Source organism: Massilia violaceinigra (genome assembly GCF_002752675.1).
Lineage (GTDB): Bacteria > Pseudomonadota > Gammaproteobacteria > Burkholderiales > Burkholderiaceae_D > Telluria_A > Telluria_A violaceinigra.
Map to the genome: position 1 here is coordinate 2409873 of NZ_CP024608.1, position 18677 is coordinate 2428549.

At 63.3% G+C, this 18677-nt stretch carries 17 protein-coding genes; 3 read left to right on the top strand and 14 right to left on the bottom strand.

From position 1 onward, the window contains the following. Positions 1 to 170: 170 nt before the first annotated feature. From panB to hda, 6 genes are all read right to left on the bottom strand, one after another. On the bottom strand, positions 171 to 1031 hold the full coding sequence (panB, locus tag CR152_RS10905) for a 3-methyl-2-oxobutanoate hydroxymethyltransferase (RefSeq protein ID WP_099874943.1): 861 nt from the start codon (positions 1029 to 1031) through the stop codon (positions 171 to 173). 737 nt (positions 1032 to 1768) lie between these two features. Continuing rightward, positions 1769 to 2059: a DMT family protein gene (locus CR152_RS10915; protein WP_099882183.1), complete on the bottom strand. Its 291-nt coding sequence runs from the start codon at positions 2057 to 2059 to the stop codon at positions 1769 to 1771. 59 nt (positions 2060 to 2118) lie between these two features. Next, a complete protein-coding gene (gene folK / locus CR152_RS10920; RefSeq protein WP_099874944.1) occupies positions 2119 to 2592 on the bottom strand; it encodes a 2-amino-4-hydroxy-6-hydroxymethyldihydropteridine diphosphokinase in 474 nt (157 codons plus the stop codon). Beyond that, positions 2589 to 3989 (bottom strand): polynucleotide adenylyltransferase PcnB, encoded by a 1401-nt coding sequence (pcnB, locus tag CR152_RS10925; protein WP_099874945.1) that lies wholly within the window; start codon positions 3987 to 3989, stop codon positions 2589 to 2591. Before pcnB ends, folK begins: the two co-directional genes overlap by 4 nt. Continuing rightward, positions 3982 to 4656: a histidinol-phosphatase gene (locus CR152_RS10930; RefSeq protein ID WP_099874946.1), complete on the bottom strand. Its 675-nt coding sequence runs from the start codon at positions 4654 to 4656 to the stop codon at positions 3982 to 3984. The genes pcnB and CR152_RS10930 overlap by 8 nt, the downstream gene beginning before the upstream one ends. Then, positions 4653 to 5336 (bottom strand): DnaA regulatory inactivator Hda, encoded by a 684-nt coding sequence (hda, locus tag CR152_RS10935; protein ID WP_099874947.1) that lies wholly within the window; start codon positions 5334 to 5336, stop codon positions 4653 to 4655. Before hda ends, CR152_RS10930 begins: the two co-directional genes overlap by 4 nt. A gap of 263 nt (positions 5337 to 5599) precedes the next feature. Between hda and purM the strand changes: the two genes are divergently transcribed. The 3 genes from purM (at position 5600) to CR152_RS10950 (ending at position 7644) form a co-directional block, all read left to right on the top strand. Then, on the top strand, positions 5600 to 6643 hold the full coding sequence (gene purM, locus CR152_RS10940; RefSeq protein ID WP_099882185.1) for a phosphoribosylformylglycinamidine cyclo-ligase: 1044 nt from the start codon (positions 5600 to 5602) through the stop codon (positions 6641 to 6643). Between the two features lie 204 nt (positions 6644 to 6847). Further along, positions 6848 to 7117 carry a hypothetical protein gene (locus CR152_RS10945; protein WP_099874948.1) on the top strand — a complete coding sequence of 90 codons (270 nt, stop codon included), beginning with the start codon at positions 6848 to 6850 and terminating at the stop codon, positions 7115 to 7117. Positions 7118 to 7119: 2 nt separating this feature from the next. Further along, the gene (locus tag CR152_RS10950) at positions 7120 to 7644 is read left to right on the top strand and encodes a helix-turn-helix transcriptional regulator (RefSeq protein WP_099874949.1); all 525 of its coding nucleotides are present in this window, start codon (positions 7120 to 7122) and stop codon (positions 7642 to 7644) included. Between the two features lie 48 nt (positions 7645 to 7692). On the opposite strand, the gene CR152_RS10955 is transcribed toward CR152_RS10950, so the two are convergent. From CR152_RS10955 to CR152_RS10990, 8 genes are all read right to left on the bottom strand, one after another. After that, positions 7693 to 8523, bottom strand: a complete 831-nt coding sequence (locus CR152_RS10955; protein WP_099874950.1) for an alpha/beta hydrolase — start codon at positions 8521 to 8523, stop codon at positions 7693 to 7695. Between the two features lie 152 nt (positions 8524 to 8675). Beyond that, on the bottom strand, positions 8676 to 8936 hold the full coding sequence (locus tag CR152_RS10960) for a hypothetical protein (protein WP_157778436.1): 261 nt from the start codon (positions 8934 to 8936) through the stop codon (positions 8676 to 8678). Between the two features lie 104 nt (positions 8937 to 9040). After that, the gene (locus tag CR152_RS10965; RefSeq protein WP_099874952.1) at positions 9041 to 11473 is read right to left on the bottom strand and encodes an acylase; all 2433 of its coding nucleotides are present in this window, start codon (positions 11471 to 11473) and stop codon (positions 9041 to 9043) included. Positions 11474 to 11628: 155 nt separating this feature from the next. Continuing rightward, positions 11629 to 12270 (bottom strand): PEP-CTERM sorting domain-containing protein, encoded by a 642-nt coding sequence (locus tag CR152_RS10970; protein ID WP_099882188.1) that lies wholly within the window; start codon positions 12268 to 12270, stop codon positions 11629 to 11631. A 61-nt stretch (positions 12271 to 12331) separates the two neighbouring features. Further along, positions 12332 to 13549, bottom strand: coding sequence for a 6-phosphofructokinase (locus tag CR152_RS10975; RefSeq protein ID WP_099874953.1), 1218 nt, complete (start codon positions 13547 to 13549; stop codon positions 12332 to 12334). An 87-nt stretch (positions 13550 to 13636) separates the two neighbouring features. Next, the gene (locus CR152_RS10980; RefSeq protein ID WP_208640108.1) at positions 13637 to 16084 is read right to left on the bottom strand and encodes an acylase; all 2448 of its coding nucleotides are present in this window, start codon (positions 16082 to 16084) and stop codon (positions 13637 to 13639) included. 153 nt (positions 16085 to 16237) lie between these two features. Then, entirely contained in the window at positions 16238 to 16603 is a 366-nt protein-coding gene (locus CR152_RS10985; protein ID WP_099874954.1) for an MmcQ/YjbR family DNA-binding protein, read from the bottom strand. A gap of 15 nt (positions 16604 to 16618) precedes the next feature. Next, positions 16619 to 18631: an alpha/beta hydrolase family protein gene (locus CR152_RS10990; protein ID WP_099874955.1), complete on the bottom strand. Its 2013-nt coding sequence runs from the start codon at positions 18629 to 18631 to the stop codon at positions 16619 to 16621. Positions 18632 to 18677 lie beyond the last annotated feature (46 nt).

The following is an 18677-nucleotide window of genomic DNA, read 5'->3' on the forward strand; positions in this document are numbered from 1 at the left end:
TTTAAAGCCGCCAGTTGCATCATTTGCCGCGTTACCTTCGTCGTTCCCGCGCAGGCGGGAACCCAATTTGGTACCGTAACCAGTGGCGCCACAAACTTGGGTTCCCGCCTGCGCGGGAACGACGGTCTTTGGGCTAGCGGGGTAATGCGGCAATCGCGTCTGGAGACGGATCAGAAACAGTGCTCCACCGCCGGAAAACTGCCATCCTTGACCGCGCTCACATACGCGCTCACGGCGGCATCGATGCTGGTTTGCCCGTCCATGAAGTTCTTCACGAAGCGCGCTTTGCGCCCCGGGAAAACGCCCAGGATATCGTGCATTACCAGCACCTGGCCCGAGCAGTCCGGCCCGGCGCCGATGCCGATCGTCGGCACTTTCAGCGCCTCGGTCAACTCCTTGCCCAAGGCACTAGGAATCGCCTCGAACAGCACAATGGCCGCACCGGCCGCTTCCAGCACCAACGAATCGGCCTTGAGCTGGGCCGCGCTTTCGATGCTCTTGCCCTGCACCTTGTAGCCGCCCAGCTGGTGCACCGACTGCGGTGTGAGCCCCAGGTGCGCGCACACCGGCACCGCGCGGTCGGTCAGGAAGCGGATCGTCTCGGCCAGCCACGCGCCGCCCTCGAGCTTGACCATGTGCGCGCCAGCCTGCATCAGCTGCACCGCGTTGTTGAACGCCGCTTCCGGCGTGCCGTAGCTGCCAAAAGGCATATCGGCCAGCACCATCGCGCTCTTGTTGCCGCGGGCGACAGCGGCGGTGTGGTACGCGATCTCGGCCACCGTCACCGGCAAGGTCGATTGATGTCCATTGCAGACCATGCCCAGCGAATCGCCGATCAGCAGCACTTCCACGCCGCAGCGGTCCATCAAGGTCGCAAAGCTGGCGTCGTAGCAGGTCAGCATCGTGATCTTGGCGCCCGAAGCACGCATCGCGTTCAGCGAAGGAATCGTCACCGCCTTCGTCACCACCGGTTTGACAGGCGCCGGAGTGTCGCCGCCCGCCATGTCCTTACCCTGCAGATAACCGCTCATAATAGTCCTTTGATATCAAAATGGTCGCAACGGCGCATAGTGTAATCTCAACCGCCGTAATGTGCTTGGATCGGCTGGGGGAGATGAGGTCGAGCGCGCCTGGCACGCGCAGGCCGGCCTTGGGGATTGGTGCGGCGCGGTAAACCATGGGCGTTGACCGTGTCGGATGAAATAGATATCATCAAGGGCAAGCAGGAACAGGCGCGCCGAATACAATGGGCGCCAAGGTGGATCCAACAAACTTCAAAGGATTTTTGACGTGCTCAAGGCAATTGCAAAAGGCGCTCTTCATTAGGTAATTAACTAATGGAGAGTACAGTGAAACGACATGCACGCTTGATAGAGGCTTACGGGTACAACGAATACGGCTTGGTGGATTTTCCCCGAAAAATATCCGGAACAAGTGTCTCTCGGGTAATGATTAGGAACGACAACGGTTGTTCTCGTTGTTTTCCACACGGGTACGAGACCGTCAATAGCCACCTTCACAACCGACAACGCTGCTGGAAGCGTCAGCGCAAGACGCAGTGGAAATGATGCGGCGTTCCCTCTCGCCGACGCATTGCATGCAGGGGCGCGCGCGATCGATTCAAGATTGTTGATGACAGGCGGACAGAGGCTGACCGGATTGTACGGAAGGCCGATGTCTGTCCCGCTTCCCGCAAAATCGGTCCGGCGTATCGATTTTTATCTGCCTGCGCGCCGCATCGTTACAGCCAAGCGCAGGCATGTGCCGGTCAGCTGCGGAAGATGAAGTAGACGGCGCCGACCAGGCATAGCCCGGCCCACGCGTAATCGAGCTTGAACGGTTCGCCCATGTAGAACATCGCGAACGGGACGAACACCGTCAGGGTGATGGCTTCCTGCAGGATCTTGAGCTGCGCCAGGCTGTATTGCGTATGGCCGATGCGGTTGGCCGGCACCTGCAGCAGGTATTCGAACAGGGCGATGGCCCAACTGACCAGCGCCGCATACCACCACGCCTTGCTCGACATGTTCTTCAGGTGGCCATACCAGGCAACCGTCATAAAGATGTTCGACAGGACCAGCAGGCCCGCGGTCTGCACAAAAAATCGGAATCTGCATATCAGTTCAGCCGTTCGATGGCCTGGCCGGCGACGGCGGGAAGAAATTGACGTGCCGGCCCATGCCCCGGTACTTCGATGTCCGGTGCGATCTCCAGCAGCGGCACCAGCACGAACGCGCGCTCGGTCATGCGCGGATGCGGCACCTGCAGGCTGGCCGTGTCGATCCGTTCGTCGTTATACAGCAGGATGTCGAGGTCGAGGGTGCGCGGGGCGTTACGGTAGGGCCGTTCGCGCCCGTGCGCCAGTTCGATCGCCTGCAGCGCGGCCAGCAGCGCTTGTGCGCTCAGATCCGTGTCGATGCAGGCGACCGCGTTGATGTAGTCGTCGCCCGAGGAGTCGATCGGCGCGGTGCGCCAGGCCGACGATTGCGCCAGCAGGCGGCTGCCGTCCAGCGCGGCCAGGCGCGCCAGGGCGTCGGCCACGTTGGCGCGCGCGTCGCCCAGGTTGGCGCCGATGCCGACGTACGCGATCATTCGTCGCCGCTGGTGCTGCCGGTGGTGCTGGTGGTGGTGGCGGTGTCGCCGCCTTCGCCACTGGCGCGGTTGCGTGGTGCGCGGCGCGGCGGGCGCTTGCGCTTGGCGCCGGCCGGTGCGGCCACGGCGGTGGTGAGCAGGGTTTCGCGTTCGACGGCGTCGCCTTCATAAAAGGCGGTCCACCATTCGCCGATTTCCATTTCGATCTCGCCCGACTCGCAGCGCAGCAGCAGGAAGTCGTAGCCGGCGCGGAAGCGCGGGTGTTCCAGCAGCTTGTACGGGGCCTTGCCGTTGCGCCGCTCGAAGCGCGGCTGCATCGACCAGATGTCGCGCATGTCCGAGCCGATCTTGCGCTGCAGGGCCAGTTTTTCGGTTTGCGAATCGAGTACGTCGTCGGCCGCCAGGTGCAGCGCCGGAATCGGCGACTCGCCCGCCGCGCGGTAGGCGGTCCATTTCTCGACCACCTGGTGCCACAGCAGCGACGCAAACAGGAAGCCGGGCGAGACGCCCTTGCCGGCCTTGACGCGGTTGTCGGTGGACTCCAGCGCCAGGGTGACGAACTTCATGCCGATCGGCTGCTCCAGCACCACGTCGAGCAGCGGCAGCAGGCCGTGGTGCAGGCCCTCCTTGCGCAGCTGCTGCAGGCAGGCCAGTGCGTGGCCGCTCATGAGCAGCTTGAGCATTTCGTCGAACACGCGCGCGGCCGGCACGTTGTTGATCAGCGGGGCCATGACGGGGATCGGTTCGCGCGTGTGCGGTTCGATGGTAAAGCCCAGGCGCGCGGCGAAGCGCACCACGCGCAACAGGCGTACCGGATCTTCGCGGTAGCGCGCTTCGGGCTGGCCGATGATGCGCAGGGTCTTGTCGCGGATGTCGGCAATGCCGCCGTGGTAGTCCAGCACCACCTGCGTGGCCGGGTCGTAGTACATGGCGTTGATCGTGAAGTCGCGCCGCATGGCGTCTTCGTGCTGGGGACCGAAGTTATTGTCGCGCAGGACCCGTCCGTGTTCGTCCTTGGGCGCGCTGGACTCGCCGGCGCCGCGGAAGGTGGTTACCTCCAGCAGGTCGGAACCGAACATCACGTGCACGATCTGGAAGCGCTTGCCGATGATGAAGGCGCGCCGGAACAGGCGCTTGACCTGTTCGGGCGTGGCATCGGTGGCGATGTCGAAGTCCTTCGGTTTGACCGACAGCAGCAGGTCGCGCACGGCGCCGCCCACCACGAACGCCTTGAAGCCCGCCTCCTGCAATGTCTGGGTCACGCGGATCGCGTTCGACGACAGCAGCTTGGAATCGATCCCGTGCTCCGCCGCGCCCAGGATGATGGGTTCGGTCAGGTCGCGCACTGGCTGCTTCTCTTTGACGCCGAGCATTTTGCGGATGAATTTTTTAATCATTGAATAGATGGAGTAAAGGCCAGCCAAGGCGTGTGGCGTGGGTCGCCAGCACGGCGTTCGGGTTGGTCGCGACAGGATGGGTGACGACGGACAGTAGGGGGATATCGTTGTGGGAATCGCTGTAGAAGTGGCTGCGCCCGAAGCCATCCAACGGCGTGCCCACCTGCGCCAGCCAGGCGTGGGTGTGGGTGACCTTGCCGGCGCCCGATGTCGGCACGCCCACCAGTTTGCCGGTCAGGTTGCCGTCGGCGTCTTCTTCGGGCACCGCGGCGATCAGGTGCTCCACGCCCAGCGCCCTGGCGATCGGCGCGGTGACGAAGCGGTTGGTGGCGGTGATGATGGCCACCAGGTCGCCGGCATCGAGGTGCTGCCGGAGCAGCTCACGCGCGCGCGGCAGGATGGCAGGTTCGATCACTTCGGCCATGAACTGCGCGTGCATGGCGTCGAGTTCCTTGCGCGGAAAGCGCGCCAGGGTGCCGAGCGCGAATTCGAGGTATTCGACCGGGTCGAGCGTGCCGGCCTGGTACTGGGCATAAAATTCGTCGTTGCGGCGCTTGAATTCGACGGGATCGACGGCGCCGGTGCGGACTAAAAATTCGCCCCATTCGTGGTCCGAATCGATCGGCAGCAGGGTATGGTCCAGGTCAAACAGCGCCAGGTTCTTCATTCTTTGGTGTCCGCTTGCGGGTTGGCTTGTAATAGTAAATCGCGCAGCAACGGCAGGGTGACCGGTCGCTGGGTTTCGAGGGAATACTGATCGAGTGCGTCTAGCATCGTCGACAGGGAGCGCATGTCGCGCTTGAAATGGGACAGCAGATAGGGTAACACGCTGGCCGACAAGGTCAAACCGCGCGCTTCGGCGGCATGCGTGAGCGCGGCGATCTTCTGTTCGTCGGCCAGGCCGTGGATCTGGTAGATCAGGCCCCATCCCATGCGCGTGCGCAGGTCTTCGCGTACCGGCAGCACCACCGGCGGCACCGGCCCGGTGCTGACCATGTAGGCGCCGTGTTCGCGGATCTGGTTGAACAGGGCAAAAGCGTCGATCTGGGCCTGCGGCGAGAGCTTCTCGCAGTCGTCGAGCAGGTACAGGGTGGTCTCGGGCGCGTACGTGAATTCGGATTCGGGGGCGTCGCAGGCGATGTAGCGCGAGCGCGGCGTGGCGGCCAAGGCTTGGAGCAGGTGGGTCTTGCCGGCGCCGGTTTCGCCCCACAGGTAGGCGAAATGTTCGCGCGAACGACGCTCCGCGAACTGGTGCATCAGATGCGCCAGTTCGGCATTTTGCCCTACCTCGAAGGTATCGAGGCTGTGCGCCTGCTCTGCGCCCAAATCGAGTACCAGCTGTTTCATGAGTTCATTCTTGCGCCGTCGTATACATCAGGCATTATAGAAGCTGCCACGCACATCGTGGTGGTGGTGATGGTGCTGGCAGGGTGCCGACGCTGTGCTGGAGTGCCGTGACTGTGAAAAAAAGCATCTTATTGTTGTAATGTGGGTTAAATCGGCTCAGGACGGGGCATTTTGATAAAATAGCGGATTGACCAGTTTTGGCCGCCCGCGGCTCGAATCGGTTCGCCGCCTTCTATTTTACCGCCTCCGCTGCCAAATACACCATGAGCCAACTTTCTAATGTTTCCCTCTCCTACCGCGACGCCGGTGTCGATATCGATGCCGGAGACGCCCTGGTCGAAGCGATCAAGCCGTTTGCCAAGAAAACCATGCGCGAAGGCGTCATGGGCGGCATCGGCGGTTTCGGCGCGCTGTTCGAGATCAGCAAGAAGTTCAAGGAGCCGGTACTGGTGTCCGGCACCGACGGCGTGGGCACCAAACTCAGGCTCGCGTTCGAACTGAACCGCCATGACACGGTCGGCATCGACCTGGTCGCCATGAGCGTCAACGATATCCTGGTGCAGGGCGCCGAGCCGCTGTTCTTCCTCGATTACTTCGCATGCGGCAAGCTCGACGTGCCGACCGCCACCGCCGTCGTCAAGGGCATCGCCCAGGGCTGCGAGCAGGCCGGTTGCGCGCTGATCGGCGGCGAAACGGCGGAAATGCCGAGCATGTACCCGGCCGGCGAGTACGACCTGGCCGGTTTCGCGGTCGGCGCGGTGGAAAAATCGAAAATCATCGACGGCACCAAGATCACCCCGGGCGACGTGGTGCTGGGCCTGGCATCGTCGGGCGTGCACTCGAACGGTTATTCGCTGGTGCGCAAGATCATTGAAGTGGCCAAGCCGGACCTGAACGCCGACTTCCACGGCCGCCCGCTGGCCGACGTGCTGATGGAGCCGACCCGTATTTACGTCAAGCCGCTGCTGGCGCTGATGGAATCGATGGAAGTCAAAGGCATGGTGCACATCACCGGCGGCGGTCTGGTTGAAAACGTGCCGCGCGTATTGCAGCCAGGGCTGACGGCGGTGCTCGATTCGAAGGCATGGACCATGCCGCCGCTGTTCCAGTGGCTGCAGCAGCACGGCGGCGTGGCCGACGCTGAAATGCACCGCGTCTTCAACTGCGGCATCGGCATGATCGTGATCGTGTCGAAAGAAAATGCCGATGCGGCGTTTGCACAGTTGCAGGCCGCCGGCGAGAGCGTCTCGCGCATCGGCGTCATCCGCGCGCGCGAAGGTGACGAGCACCAGACGATCGTCAGCTGACCCGTTTGCGGTCACTCAAAAAACGGACGGCGCCTTCGGGTCCCGTCCGTTTTTTTTGATCTTTCTCATGTTGAATCGACCATGCCCGATGCCACCATCGAAGGCTTGATCCTGACGTACGCCAAATGCAGGGCGTTCGCAGCGAATCAAGTGCTGGTTGTCGCTTGACAACCGGATTTTTGGTGACGACAATAGGAGAGACAGATGGCACGCACATCCCACCCCAAAAAGGAGATTGAGCAGGCCCTGAAACACGCTGAAGCAAACGGCTGGCGCATTAAAGTCGGTGCCAGCCACGCGTGGGGAAAGATGTACTGTCCCGACGACGCGGGATGCCGAGGCGGCAGATATTGCATCACTTCGGTGTGGAGCACCCCGAAGAATGCTGGCCAACATGCAGGGACATTGAAGCGCGCTGTCGATAATTGCACCGCCTACAAGCATCACGACGATGATGGTTCTTCGAAGGAGTAGCTATGTATTTCATCTTTGAGCTGACTTATCAATTGTCCAGCGACGATAACAATCATGATGAGATTGTTGGTCGTCTGGGCGGAGAGGGCTGTACCGATGCCTTGGTCGGTATCGGCCACCCAGGACGTATCGCGCTCGATTTTAGCCGTGAGGCTGACAATGCTTTTGCCGCCATGACCAGTGCAATTGCCGATGTGAAGCGTGCCATTCCTACAGCAGAGCTTATTGAAGTACGTCCCGATCTGGTGGGACTTACTGACATTGCGGAGTTTGCCGAAGTAAGCCGCCAAAACATGCGCAAGCTGTCACATAACTACCCCGAAACCTTTCCCGTGCCAGTGCATGCGGGAAGTACGACCTTGTGGCACCTCGATGATGTTCTTCGCTGGATGATGCCGCGCGGGACTTACCCGATCGAGCCGGGTACGCTTGAGGTGGCGTCGATCGCCAAACAGCTTAATTTCGCCATCCAGGCCCGGCAAATCGAGCCTGAATTATTCCGTCAAGTACAGGCGTTGCTGGCCTGATACCTGACTGACGAAAACGCAGGCGGCGCTATTGCCACCTGCGTCCGCCTACAGCTTGCGCACAAAGTCGCAGTACACCGGACTCACGTCGGGATGCGCCAGAATGCCGTTATGGCTCGCTCCCCTGGCCACATGCCACTGCTTGTTCTCGCCCGGGATCGCGTCGTACACCTTGCGCGACATCGCCACCGGGATCAGTTGGTCCTTCTCGCCCGACAGCACCAGGCTGGGACCATCCCAGGTCCTGACGAGCGCCTGGTTATCCACGCCGCGCAGCGTGTCGGCCACGTCCACTTTCAAAAACAGCTTCAGATACCAGGGCACGTTAGCGTCGGTCCATTCCTGCACGGTGGTGGCGGTCGCTTCGAGCACCATGCCCCTGGCAAGCGGCCGCTGGCTCGCCACGTAGGCCGCCATGAAGCTGCCCAGCGACTGGCCATGCACGGCCACCTTGCCCGGATTGATGGCATTGACATGGTCGAACACGCGCAGCGCGTCGGCCCGCATGTTTTCCACCGTCGGCACGCCGCTGCTGCGGCCGTAGCCGCGGTAGTCGAACACGGCCACATTGCTGCCGCAGGCGGCCAGCAGCGGCAGCACGTCGCGCGCATGCTGGTCGAGGTGGAAGGCGTTGCCGCCGAAGTAGAGCACGGTGATGGCCGCGCCGGCACGCGCCAGATACACCCCGCGCAGGGTGGCGCCGTCCGGCGTGGCGACCGTTTCCCCGGTCACGCTGTAGGCGGGCAGCAGTGCCGCGACATCGACCCGCGCCAGCGCGGGCGCGTCCTTGCCGTCGGGATGGATGAAATTTTTCTCTTCGATTTGCATGGTGCCGCATCCGGCCAGGCCGATGGCGAGCAATAAAGCAGGAAAACGCATGGGGTTTCTCGGTGAGGGATGGGAACAGGGACATACCCGTCAGGGACGTACCCGTCAGGGGCGCGCGCCGGTAGCGCGCACAAGGCGCGCCCGGGCATTATCGGCGATTCTGATTGGGGCCGCGAACGGGCGGCCCCGGTACGCTGGGGAGACTACTTCTGGTTGCTGGCAAGTTCCTTGCGCCGCGCCGCGATGGCTTGTTTGACGGTCATCTTGTAATCGATGTCCTGCGCCATCGTGTGCTGTGCGACGTAGGAAACAAGCAGCTCGGCTTCTTCAGGCGACAAGGCTTCTTTTACTGCCTTGCCCTTGACCGGGTCGCCGCTCTCGGCCAGCGTGACGTCGAGCGGTCCGTTGCAGGCGGCTAGCAGCAGAGGGAAACACACACACGCCAAGAACAGGTTTTTCATCATCGTTTCACTCCAATGAAAGTAACCATAACTTAACATAGTCCTATCAAAAATGCCTTTTTAAAAACATTTAATTTTTGTTAAGCAACGTGTGTGTTGTTTGTGCGTTACTGCTTTGCTTTGCCCTTGTGGCTGATGGCAATACGCTTGTACGCCGGATCGGCCGCGATCTGCGTTTCCGTAAAGGGCAGGGTGGGCCAGGTTTTACGCGAATACAGCTCGGTCTGGTCGGCGTAGTGGGGCGAGGCCGGGTCGACCGACTGGCCATACGCGAGCACGGCTTGCGCCTGCGGGCCGTTGCGGTCGAACATCACGGTCTGCACGTAGCTGCTGCCTTCGGTCGCCTCGCGTCCCCCGCCGGCCAGCGCTTCGCTGACGATCACGTTGTAGATGCCGTACTGGTAGCGCCCGCCGTGGATCGGAATGCGTTTGCCGCCGCGCTCGCTCTGCTGCACCTGGCCCCAGGTGGTATCGAGCCCCCAGCCGTTCGCTTCCATCTCGAGCACTGCGGTCGCCAGGGCCGTGCGCAGGGTGGTCATGCTGGCCGCGTCGTCCAGGCGCAGGCCGCGCGGCGTGTTGACCGGATCGGCCGGGTTGAAGGGCACGGCCCAGAACAGGGGCGTGCCGTACAGCTGGTCCCACATGCTGGAGAAGTAGCCGAAGCCGATATTGGCGTCCAGGTTGGCCGTGTGGTCCCAGGTGCGCAACCTGGCGCAGGGCAGCGTCAGGTCGACCATCGTGCCGTCGGCCGCCGCCAGGCGGGCCCCGTCGCAGGCGCGCAGCATGTCGGCCATGGTCTGGCTGGCGTAGTAGGCGCGGTTGCTGAACAACAGCGCTTGCAGCTGGCTTACCGACATGCGCCGTCCGGCCAGGCCGTCCGTGCCCGCCAGGCGCGCCTGCAACTGGGAAATGCCGATCCGCGTGCGCCCGCTTTGTTCCTGCGCGTCGACACTGACGATCGCGGGGAAGCCGGTCAGCGGCGCCGCCGGATTGCTCAGCCAGGCGCTGTCGTTCGAGTTCTGGACGTAATCGTCGCGTTCCAGGCGCGGCAGGCTGGCCCCGGCGAAAATGCCGCTCTGGGGCGCGGCCGGGTCAGTGCCGGGATTGCAGGCGCTGGTCGAGGCGTCGAGCACCAGCACGCCGCCGGCCGCCAGCTCCCTGAACGCGGCCGGCACGCAGGCTTTTTCCTTGGCCAGCGGTACGTTCGGCACCACGGTCACGTCCATCAGCAGAGTCTTGCCATCCTTGTCCACCGCCACGGTGTTCACCCATGGCAAGCCGACGATGCGGTCGATGCCTTCGCGCAGCTCGCCCAGGCTGCGCGCGCTGTTCATCGCCCGCCATTGTGCCAGCATGCGGTGATTGCCCATGTTGGCGTCGAGCAGGGTGTAGGCGTTCTTGCGGTTCCATTCCAGCATGTTCGGCAGATGCATCACCACGCCCAGCGGGGTCTGGTAAAAATCATGGCTGCGCGTGGCCAGGCTGCCGTCGGCCTGGCGCACCTCGACGTCGATTCGCTTGCGCGTCATGCTCTGGACCTTGCCGTCGACCAGGTAGCGGGTCGGATCTAGCGGGTCGAGCTGTAACTGGTGCAAGGTGAAGTGGCTGGAGGTGTTGTTGGTGTGGGTCCAGGCCACGTCCTTGTTGAAGCCGATGCTGACCATCGGCATGCCGCCGAGCGAGGCGCCCATCACATCGAGCTTGCCCGGAATGGTCAGGTGCAACTGGTAGAAGCGCAAGTCGCCCTTCCACCAGTTATGCGGATTGGCCAGCAGCATGCCTTGTCCGTTCTCGGTGGCATCTTTACCCAGCGCCACGCCGTTGCTGCCGGTGCGGGCGTGCTGCTGTTGCCAGTATTGCGGATCGACCGCGCTGGGGCCGCCGCGGCGCGGGAACGCCGCCCGCGACGATGCCGGTGCCGCGGCCGAGCCCGGTGGCGCGGCGGCGACCAGCATGTCGATGAAATGGCTGCCTGCCCCTTCGGCGGCATAGCGGCGCACGATTTTCACCATGTCGCCGGTGGTCATGCTGCGCACCCAGGCGCCGTTCTTGCAGGCTTCCGGCAAGCCGCCCTTGCCGCGCTCGTCGAGATACTGGTTGTAGCCGGCCACATAGCCTTCGACCAGCGCGCGCATGGGCGCCGGCTGTTCGCGCCAGGCGGTGGCCACCGCTTCCGGGTCGTTGATCAGGCGATAGAAGTAGTCCGAGGCCAGGTTGGGGGCCGTGTCTTCGGTTGCGCCGCGCGCGTCGGCACCGAAATACTTGGCGCGTTCGCCGTTGGCGGTGACGATGCGCTCGGCCATCAGGCAGATATTGTCTTGCGCGTATGCATAGCCGATGCCGTAGCCGAGGCCGCCGTCATCATCGGCCTTGATGTGCGGAATGCCGTAAGCGGTGCGGCGGATCTCGGCGGCGTAGCCAGGCCCCGGTTCGGACGCTGTGTTGTCGTCGTTGCCGCAGCCGGCGGTCAGCGTGAGCAGGATGGCGGCGGCGCTGGTGCGCAGCAAGCGCAGTTGAGCGGGGTACGAGGGTGCGATCATGGCGGTCTTATGTCGGTGGAGTAGACGGGACCGCAGTGTCGCCAATTGACAAATATGTAACAAGGATTTTACAAAAAGCACCGCGCAACGCCACCGCACGGGGCGCTGCGCGCTACGCGCCGATGCAGCCTATTGCATCGGCACAGGGATGCGTGTCAGGCGCGCCGCCGGCTTGCCAGCGCGCCTACGCACAGCAGTCCCAGCGCCAGCATGGCGTAGTGCGATGGTTCGGGCACGGCCGGCACGCCGTTATCGACCGTGCTCACGAAATAGGCGTCGATCGGATTGGGCGTGAAGGTGGTATAGCCGAAGTCGGGATTGATGAAGAAGTCGCTGCCGCCGGTATAGCTGTCGTTCCACGCTGAGTTGTTGACGCCGTAATACTCCACGACCTGCATGTCGCCCTCGGACTTGCCAAAAATTTCAAAGGCCAGCACATCGCCGGCTTTGACGGCGATGTTGTACGGCCGAAAATCGAACGTCACGGTGGACCAGGTCTTGTCGACCAGCTGGGAGGTCGAGATGATGTTGCCCGTGCCCTCCACGCGGTCGAGAATGTTCATATTATCGAAGGTGTCTTTCGTGCCGGTGGTGAACACCTGCACCGAATTGAGAAACCCCGACACGCCCACGGTAAACGTCTGGGCACGCCGGAAGGTGTCCCACGAGATCGATGCGCTGCTGTTCATGGCACTGACATTGTCGGGGACGTGGCTCTGGTCGATGACAACGACGGCCTGCGCGGAGGCCGTTGTGGCCAGCAGGCAGCAGGTAGCGAGAAGTTGGGTGGGATTCATGCGGTTCTCCAAGCGGTTAGTTGTGAACGGGGGGCAATGTGCAATCAACCGGGCTGCGAGATCAGCCCTTGTTGAGGATCTTGGCTACCGGTGCCGGACGCAGGCGGAACGCGTCCGGCATGCGCGAACCGAGCAGCGGGCGCAGGTACAGGCGGAACGCGTCGGTGACGTCGGTGCCGCACTCGCTGATGAAGGCGTCGTCCATCACGCGCGTCTTGCCGGCCACGCTTTCCAGCGGCACCAGTTCGTAGTCGACCGAGTAGTAGCCGGTGCGCTTGATCGCCACCGAACCGTCGCGCTCGCCCCACATGGCGAACTGCACGGCTTTTTCGCCCACTTCGCGCGCCTCGCGCTGGTCCACGTCCGAGACGCAGCCGATGAAGGAGCGCTGCAGGTAGCCGAAGGTGTCGCCGCGCACGCGCTTGATGCCGAGCTTGGATTTGATTTCGTCGCACAGCAGGTCGGCCAGCGCGCCGGTGCCGGACAATTGCACATTACCGTGCGCATCGCGCTCGACTTCGCTCGAGAGCAGGCTGGCGATCGCTTCGCCCGAGGCGTCGTGGATGCCTTCGGAGACGGCGATCACGCAGCGCCCGTGGCGCTCATACATGGCCTTGACGTCGGCCAGGAATTGTTCGAGCACAAAGGTGCGCTCGGGGAGGTAAATCAGGTGCGGCCCATCGTCTGGAAACTTTTTCCCGAGCGCCGCGGCGGCGGTCAGGAAGCCGGCGTGGCGCCCCATCACCACGCCCACGTACACGCCGGGCAGGGCCGCGTTGTCGAGGTTGGCGCCGGCGAAGGCTTGCGCGACAAACCGCGCCGCCGAGGGAAAGCCGGGGGTGTGGTCGTTGCCGACCAAATCGTTATCGATGGTTTTGGGAATGTGGATGCAGCGCAGCGGATAGCCGGCTTTTTGCGCTTCGAGGCTGACGATGCGCACCGTGTCGGAGGAATCGTTGCCGCCGATGTAGAAGAAATGCTCGATCTCGTGGGCGCGCAGCACCTCGAAAATCTTGTGGCAGTAAGCCAGGTCGGGCTTGTCGCGGGTCGAACCGAGCGCCGAGGAGGGCGTCAGGCCGACCAGCTCCAGGTTGTGGCTGGTTTCCTGGGTCAGGTCGACGAAGTCTTCGTCGACGATGCCGCGTACCCCGTGCATGGCGCCGTAGACGCGCGTGACGTTGCGAAAACGGCGCGCTTCGAGCACCACGCCGACCAGCGACTGGTTGATCACGGCGGTGGGTCCGCCTCCCTGTGCGACCAGAATTTTTCCTGACGACATGTGCATCTCCTTGATGTGTGGAACAAGCAGCTTGCAGGCAGTCTACCGCCATGGCGGCAGACTGCCGGTTTCGTTACGCCGGACAGCTTACGGCTTGGCGTTCGGCGTGGCGACCGCCTTGCGCGACACCGTCATGGTCGAGAACGCCGGATCGGCCTTGATCTGCGCTTCCGTGTACGGCTGGGTGATCCATTCCTTCTTGGAGAAGCGCTCGGTCTGGTCAGCGTAATGCTTCGAGGCCGGATCGGTCGATTGCGAGTAGGCCAGCATGGCTTGCGCCTGCGGGCCGTTCTTGTCGAACGACACGGTCTGGATGTAGCTGGTGCCGTAGATCACTTCCAGCTTGCCGTCCGCGCCCGGCACGCTGCCGATCGCGTTGTACACGCCATCGGTGCCCTTGCCGCCATGAATCGGGATCTGCCTGGTGCCCCGCGTTGACACCTGCACGTCGCCCCAGCGCGCGTCCTGCGACACGCCCATGCGCGCCACGTCCAGCGCCGACGAGGCCAGCGCCTGGCGCACCGTGTTGGCGGCGACCACGTTATCGATGTTCAGGCCGCGCGGGGTATTGACCGGATCGGCCGGGTTGAACGGCACTGCCCAGATGCCCGGCACGCGCACGATGCGCTCCCACAGGCCGGTGAAGTACAGGTAGCCGATGTTGCTGTCGAGGTTGACGGTGCGGTCCCACTGGTTCAGGCGTGCGCAGGCGCTGGTGAGGTCGACGCTGGTGCCATCGGCGGCCTGGGCGTTCCTGTCGCCGCGGCACAGGGTCAGCACGTCGTCCATGATCTGCTCGGCGTAGTAGACGCGGTTGCTCAGGGCCAGACCCTGCAGTTGCGCGACCGTCATGCGGCGGCCGGCCAGGCCATCGGTGCCGGCCAGGCGTTTTTCCAGCTGCGAGATGCCCAGGCGCGTACGGCCGAACTGCTCGACATTGTCGACGCTGACGATGTCCGGGAAGCCCGCCAGCGGCGCGTGCGGATTGGAGAGCCAGGCGCTGTCGTTGGAGTTTTGCACGTAGTCGTTGCGGGTCAGGCGCGGCAGGCTGGCGCCGGCGAAGATGCCGCTCTGGGGCGCCGTGCTGTCGGTGCCGGGGGCGCAGGCGCTGGTTGCGCCGCTGAGCACGAACAAGCCGCGCGCGGCCAGCGGTTTGAACGGCGCGGGCACGCAGGCGTTCTGCTTGGCGGTGGTCACGTGCGGCACCACCGTGACATCCATGAACAGGGCGCTGCCTTCCTTGTCGACGGCCAGGGTGTTCACCCATGGCAGGCCGACGGTGCGGTCGATCGAGGCCTTGAATTCGTCCAGGCTGCGCGCGCTGTTCATGCCGTACCACTGTTCCAGCATGCGGTGATTGCCCATGTTGGCGTCGTTGATGGCGTACGCCATGCCGCCGGTCCAGTCGAGCTGGCCGGGAATGACGACCATCGGGCCGAACTGGCTGCTGTAGAAGGTGCGCGACTGCGGGCGCACCACGCCGTCGGGACCCTTGACGTCGATGGTGATGGTCTTGCGCTCCATGCTCTGCGGCTTGCCGTCGAACAGGTACTTGGTCGGGTCGGACGGATCCAGCGGCATTGCGTGCACGGTGAAGTGGGCCGAATTGTTGACCGTGTGGCTCCACGCCAGGTTCTGGTTGAAGCCGATATTGACCATCGGCATGCCACCGAGGGCGGCGCCCATGGCGTCGAGCTTGCCGGGGATGGTCAGGTGCAGCTGGTAAAAGCGCAGCGCGCCGCGCCACGGGAAGTGCGGGGTGCCGAGCAGCATGCCCTGGCCGTTGTCGGTGGCATCCTTGCCCAGCGCCACGGCGTTACTGCCGGTGCGTTCGCGCATCGCGGTCCAGTAGTCGGGGTCCATCGGGTTCATGCCGGCCTTGGGCGGGAGGGCCGGCATCAGCGGATTCTGGCCCGGCGGCGCCGCGCCCACGATGGCGGGAATGAACTGGCCGGAACTGGCTTCGGCGGCGTAGCGGCGCAGCAGCTTGACCATGTCGGCCTCGTTCACCTTGCGCACCCAGGCGCCGTTCTTGCACGCGTCCGGCAGGTTGTTCATGCCGGTCTTGTCGAGGTAATCGTTGTAGCCGGCGACGTAGCCTTCGATCATCGCCTTCATCGGCGCCGAATGGGCATTCCAGGCGGCCTTGACGGCCTCGTCATCGTTGATGATGCGGTAAAAGAAATCGGTCTGCAGATTCGGAAGGTCCGAGGTCTGGCGCGTCGCGGTCGGGCCGAAGTGTTTCGAGCGCTCGCCGCTGACGGTGGTGAATTCGTCGGCCATCAGGCAGACATTGTCTTGCGCGTAGGCGGTGGCCACGCCGTAGGCGAGGCTGCCTTCATCGTTGGCCTTGATGTGCGGCACGCCGAACGAGGTGCGGCTGATTTCGGCCTGGTATTTCAGCGCCGGGTCGTTCGGCTTTTTGGATTCGTCTTTTTTGTCTTCGTTGTTGCAGCCGGCGGTCATGGCCAGGGCAACAGCGCCGGCAAGCACCAGCAGACGCGGCGCGTGGGGATTCTTGAATGGGATGGTCATGTAGGTCTCGTGTTAGATACATTGATGGCGCAGCAGTGCGATATTTTATATCGAAATTACATCAAAATTGCAGAAATAATAACTTTGCACCGCGGCTGCGGGCGTGGTAGAAATCGGCGTCCGGCAGGCGTCCGGCCGGCGCCGGCCTCGAGCTCAATGTGCTTCTTTCTCCAATGAAGCGAGCTCTGCCTTGCTAAGCGCAGCGCGGGCTTTCTGGTACGACCATGCCAGCAAATCGGCCAGGAAATCGGCCGGAAAAGCACGCACGTCGACGATCGTCACCCAATGAAACCGCCCCATGTAGCGGGCTGGCTTTACGCCAGGCATGCCGGTCAGTCCGAGGAACTGGTCGGGCGCGACACGGATGCTGAAACGCCCCATTTCCGGTTCGCTGGTCTTGAAGTAGGCAAACTTTTTCCCGCCCACCGCATACACCAGGATATTGCTCGGACTGGCATGCAAGGTTTCAGTTGCATGCGGAAAGGCCCGACAGCGTTGTTGTAACTGTTGCGTGTTCATGACAGTGGAAGCGTTTCAGGGCGTGCCGATATGGCGGCCGAGAAATTTTTCGACCCGTCCCCAGAAGTCGATGCGGTTTTTTGGCAACGACCAGCCGTGGCCTTCTTCCTGATACACCACCCATTCGACGTTCGGATTGTGGACCTTGAGCGCGTCGTGAAATTTCTTGCCGTGGTACAGCGGCACGCGGCGGTCGGCCGCGCCGTAAGCCATCAGCAGCGGCTGGGTGATGCGCGCCGCCTGCAGCAGGGGCGAGGTGGCGCGCAGCTGGGCCGCATCTTTCTCGGGGTCGCCGATCAGGGTCGGCGCGCCGTACTTGAGGTAGGAACTGCTCAGGTCGGAGGTGAAGCTCCAGTGGCCCGTGTAGAGCAGGTTGATGTCGGTCACGCCGACCCAGTTGACGCCGCACTTGTACAGGGCCGGATCGTTCGCCAGGCCCATCAGGGTGGCGTAGCCGCCGTAACTGGCGCCGGCGATACAGATGCGCTTGGGGTCGGCGATGCCTTGGGCGATCGCCCATTTGGTGGCGTCGGCGATGTCTTCCTGCATCTTCAAGCCCCATTGCTTCCAGCCGGCACGGTAGTGCTTGGTGCCGAAGCCGGTGCTGCCGCGAAATTCGGGTTGCAGCACGGCGTAGCCGCGCGAGGCCAGGAACTGGCTGTCGGCCGACCAGCCCCATTCGTTGCCGCGCACGTAAGGGCCGCCGTGGACCAGCACCACCATAGGCAGGTTCTTGCGCTTGCCGTTGGGTAGGGTCAGCCAGGCCGGCACCGGCAAGCCGTCGCGCGCCGTGGTGCGCACCAGTTCCTGTTCCGCCATCTGGGCCGGCACGATGCGTTCCTGGGTGCTGCCGACGCTGGTGAACTTGCCCGTATCGAGGTTGTACAGGGTGTAGTGCGTGGGTTGTTTGTCGGAATACGCTTGCACCAGCACCCACGGGCTGTCGGGACGCGTGGGCGGATTGACCATGTTCGCGGTGGCGGGCAGGGCGGCGTCGATGGTCGCCTGCAGCGTTTTCATCTTCTCGTCGAACCACACGGTCGCGCGTGCGTCGCTCAGGTAGCGCACGCCGAGCATCTTGTCGCGCGTGGTGATCAGCCGGCCGCTGAAGTCGTAATCGGCCAGGGCCACCAGCGGTTTTTCGTTGACCTGGCCGGTCTTGAGGTCGAAGGTATGCAGTGCCGCCTTGTCCTTGCCGGCGTCGCTGAGCACGTACAGGGTGCCGTCCGGGCCGAAGGCCAGCGGCGTGAAGGCTTCCTTGCCGCCCAGGTAAGCGTCGAAGGAAGCGATCTTGCGCCATTCCTTGCTCGCGGGATCGAGATACCAGATGGTTTCGATGTTCTTTTCCAGCGCGATGCACACGCGCGGCTCGCCCTTGTGGTCGAGCAGCCAGCCTTGGCACTGCCCGGGCCGCTTGACCGTTTCGGCGCGCCCGGTCACCGTGTTCACGCGGACCAGGTTGACGTACTTGATGTCGCCGGCTTCATCGAGGCCGTCGCGTTTCGGATTGATCACGTAGACATCGTCCGAGACTTGCGCGCCTAACTGCTCGACCAGGTAGTGGTCGGCCGGCAAGGTGGTGCGGGCCACGCCGTGCTCCTGCACAAAGTTGCCGCTGACCTGCACCAGCTGCTTGAAACCGCTGCCGTCGCGGTTGACCGCGAACAAGCCCGGGCCGTAGATGGCGTCGCCCGGGCCGATGGATTTGTCGGTCGAGTCCAGTACCAGGCGCTCGTCATTGACCCATTGGAAGGTGTCGACATCCCGATCGGCGAACTGGGCCACGACCTTGATCGCGTTGGTGGCGAGCTCGATCACGATCAGGCGGTCGCGTTTGTTGTCGTTGGAAAAGCGCACGGCCAGATACTTGCCGCTGGGTGAGAGATTGGCGGCGCTGAAAGCCGGGTTATCGAAGAAATCGGCAATCGGCGGCGCCGCTGGCACGGCATCGGCGCTGAAGGCAGGCGTGATCAGGGCGCAGGCGAGCAGGGCGGCGCCGCGCTGGAAGGCTGGAAAACGGGTGGACATGAGTCGGCTCGGTAGGATGGGAAACAGTCTGGACAGTTGCTTCCTG

Coding starts and splice junctions, on each gene's coding strand:
- panB (WP_099874943.1), bottom strand. CDS start 1,031: ATGAGCGGTTATCTGCAGGGTAAGGACATGGCGGGCGGCGACACTCCG.
- CR152_RS10915 (WP_099882183.1), bottom strand. CDS start 2,059: ATGACGGTTGCCTGGTATGGCCACCTGAAGAACATGTCGAGCAAGGCG.
- folK (WP_099874944.1), bottom strand. CDS start 2,592: ATGATCGCGTACGTCGGCATCGGCGCCAACCTGGGCGACGCGCGCGCC.
- pcnB (WP_099874945.1), bottom strand. CDS start 3,989: ATGATTAAAAAATTCATCCGCAAAATGCTCGGCGTCAAAGAGAAGCAG.
- CR152_RS10930 (WP_099874946.1), bottom strand. CDS start 4,656: ATGAAGAACCTGGCGCTGTTTGACCTGGACCATACCCTGCTGCCGATC.
- hda (WP_099874947.1), bottom strand. CDS start 5,336: ATGAAACAGCTGGTACTCGATTTGGGCGCAGAGCAGGCGCACAGCCTC.
- purM (WP_099882185.1), top strand. CDS start 5,600: ATGAGCCAACTTTCTAATGTTTCCCTCTCCTACCGCGACGCCGGTGTC.
- CR152_RS10945 (WP_099874948.1), top strand. CDS start 6,848: ATGGCACGCACATCCCACCCCAAAAAGGAGATTGAGCAGGCCCTGAAA.
- CR152_RS10950 (WP_099874949.1), top strand. CDS start 7,120: ATGTATTTCATCTTTGAGCTGACTTATCAATTGTCCAGCGACGATAAC.
- CR152_RS10955 (WP_099874950.1), bottom strand. CDS start 8,523: ATGCGTTTTCCTGCTTTATTGCTCGCCATCGGCCTGGCCGGATGCGGC.
- CR152_RS10960 (WP_157778436.1), bottom strand. CDS start 8,936: ATGATGAAAAACCTGTTCTTGGCGTGTGTGTGTTTCCCTCTGCTGCTA.
- CR152_RS10965 (WP_099874952.1), bottom strand. CDS start 11,473: ATGATCGCACCCTCGTACCCCGCTCAACTGCGCTTGCTGCGCACCAGC.
- CR152_RS10970 (WP_099882188.1), bottom strand. CDS start 12,270: ATGAATCCCACCCAACTTCTCGCTACCTGCTGCCTGCTGGCCACAACG.
- CR152_RS10975 (WP_099874953.1), bottom strand. CDS start 13,549: ATGTCGTCAGGAAAAATTCTGGTCGCACAGGGAGGCGGACCCACCGCC.
- CR152_RS10980 (WP_208640108.1), bottom strand. CDS start 16,084: ATGACCATCCCATTCAAGAATCCCCACGCGCCGCGTCTGCTGGTGCTT.
- CR152_RS10985 (WP_099874954.1), bottom strand. CDS start 16,603: ATGAACACGCAACAGTTACAACAACGCTGTCGGGCCTTTCCGCATGCA.
- CR152_RS10990 (WP_099874955.1), bottom strand. CDS start 18,631: ATGTCCACCCGTTTTCCAGCCTTCCAGCGCGGCGCCGCCCTGCTCGCC.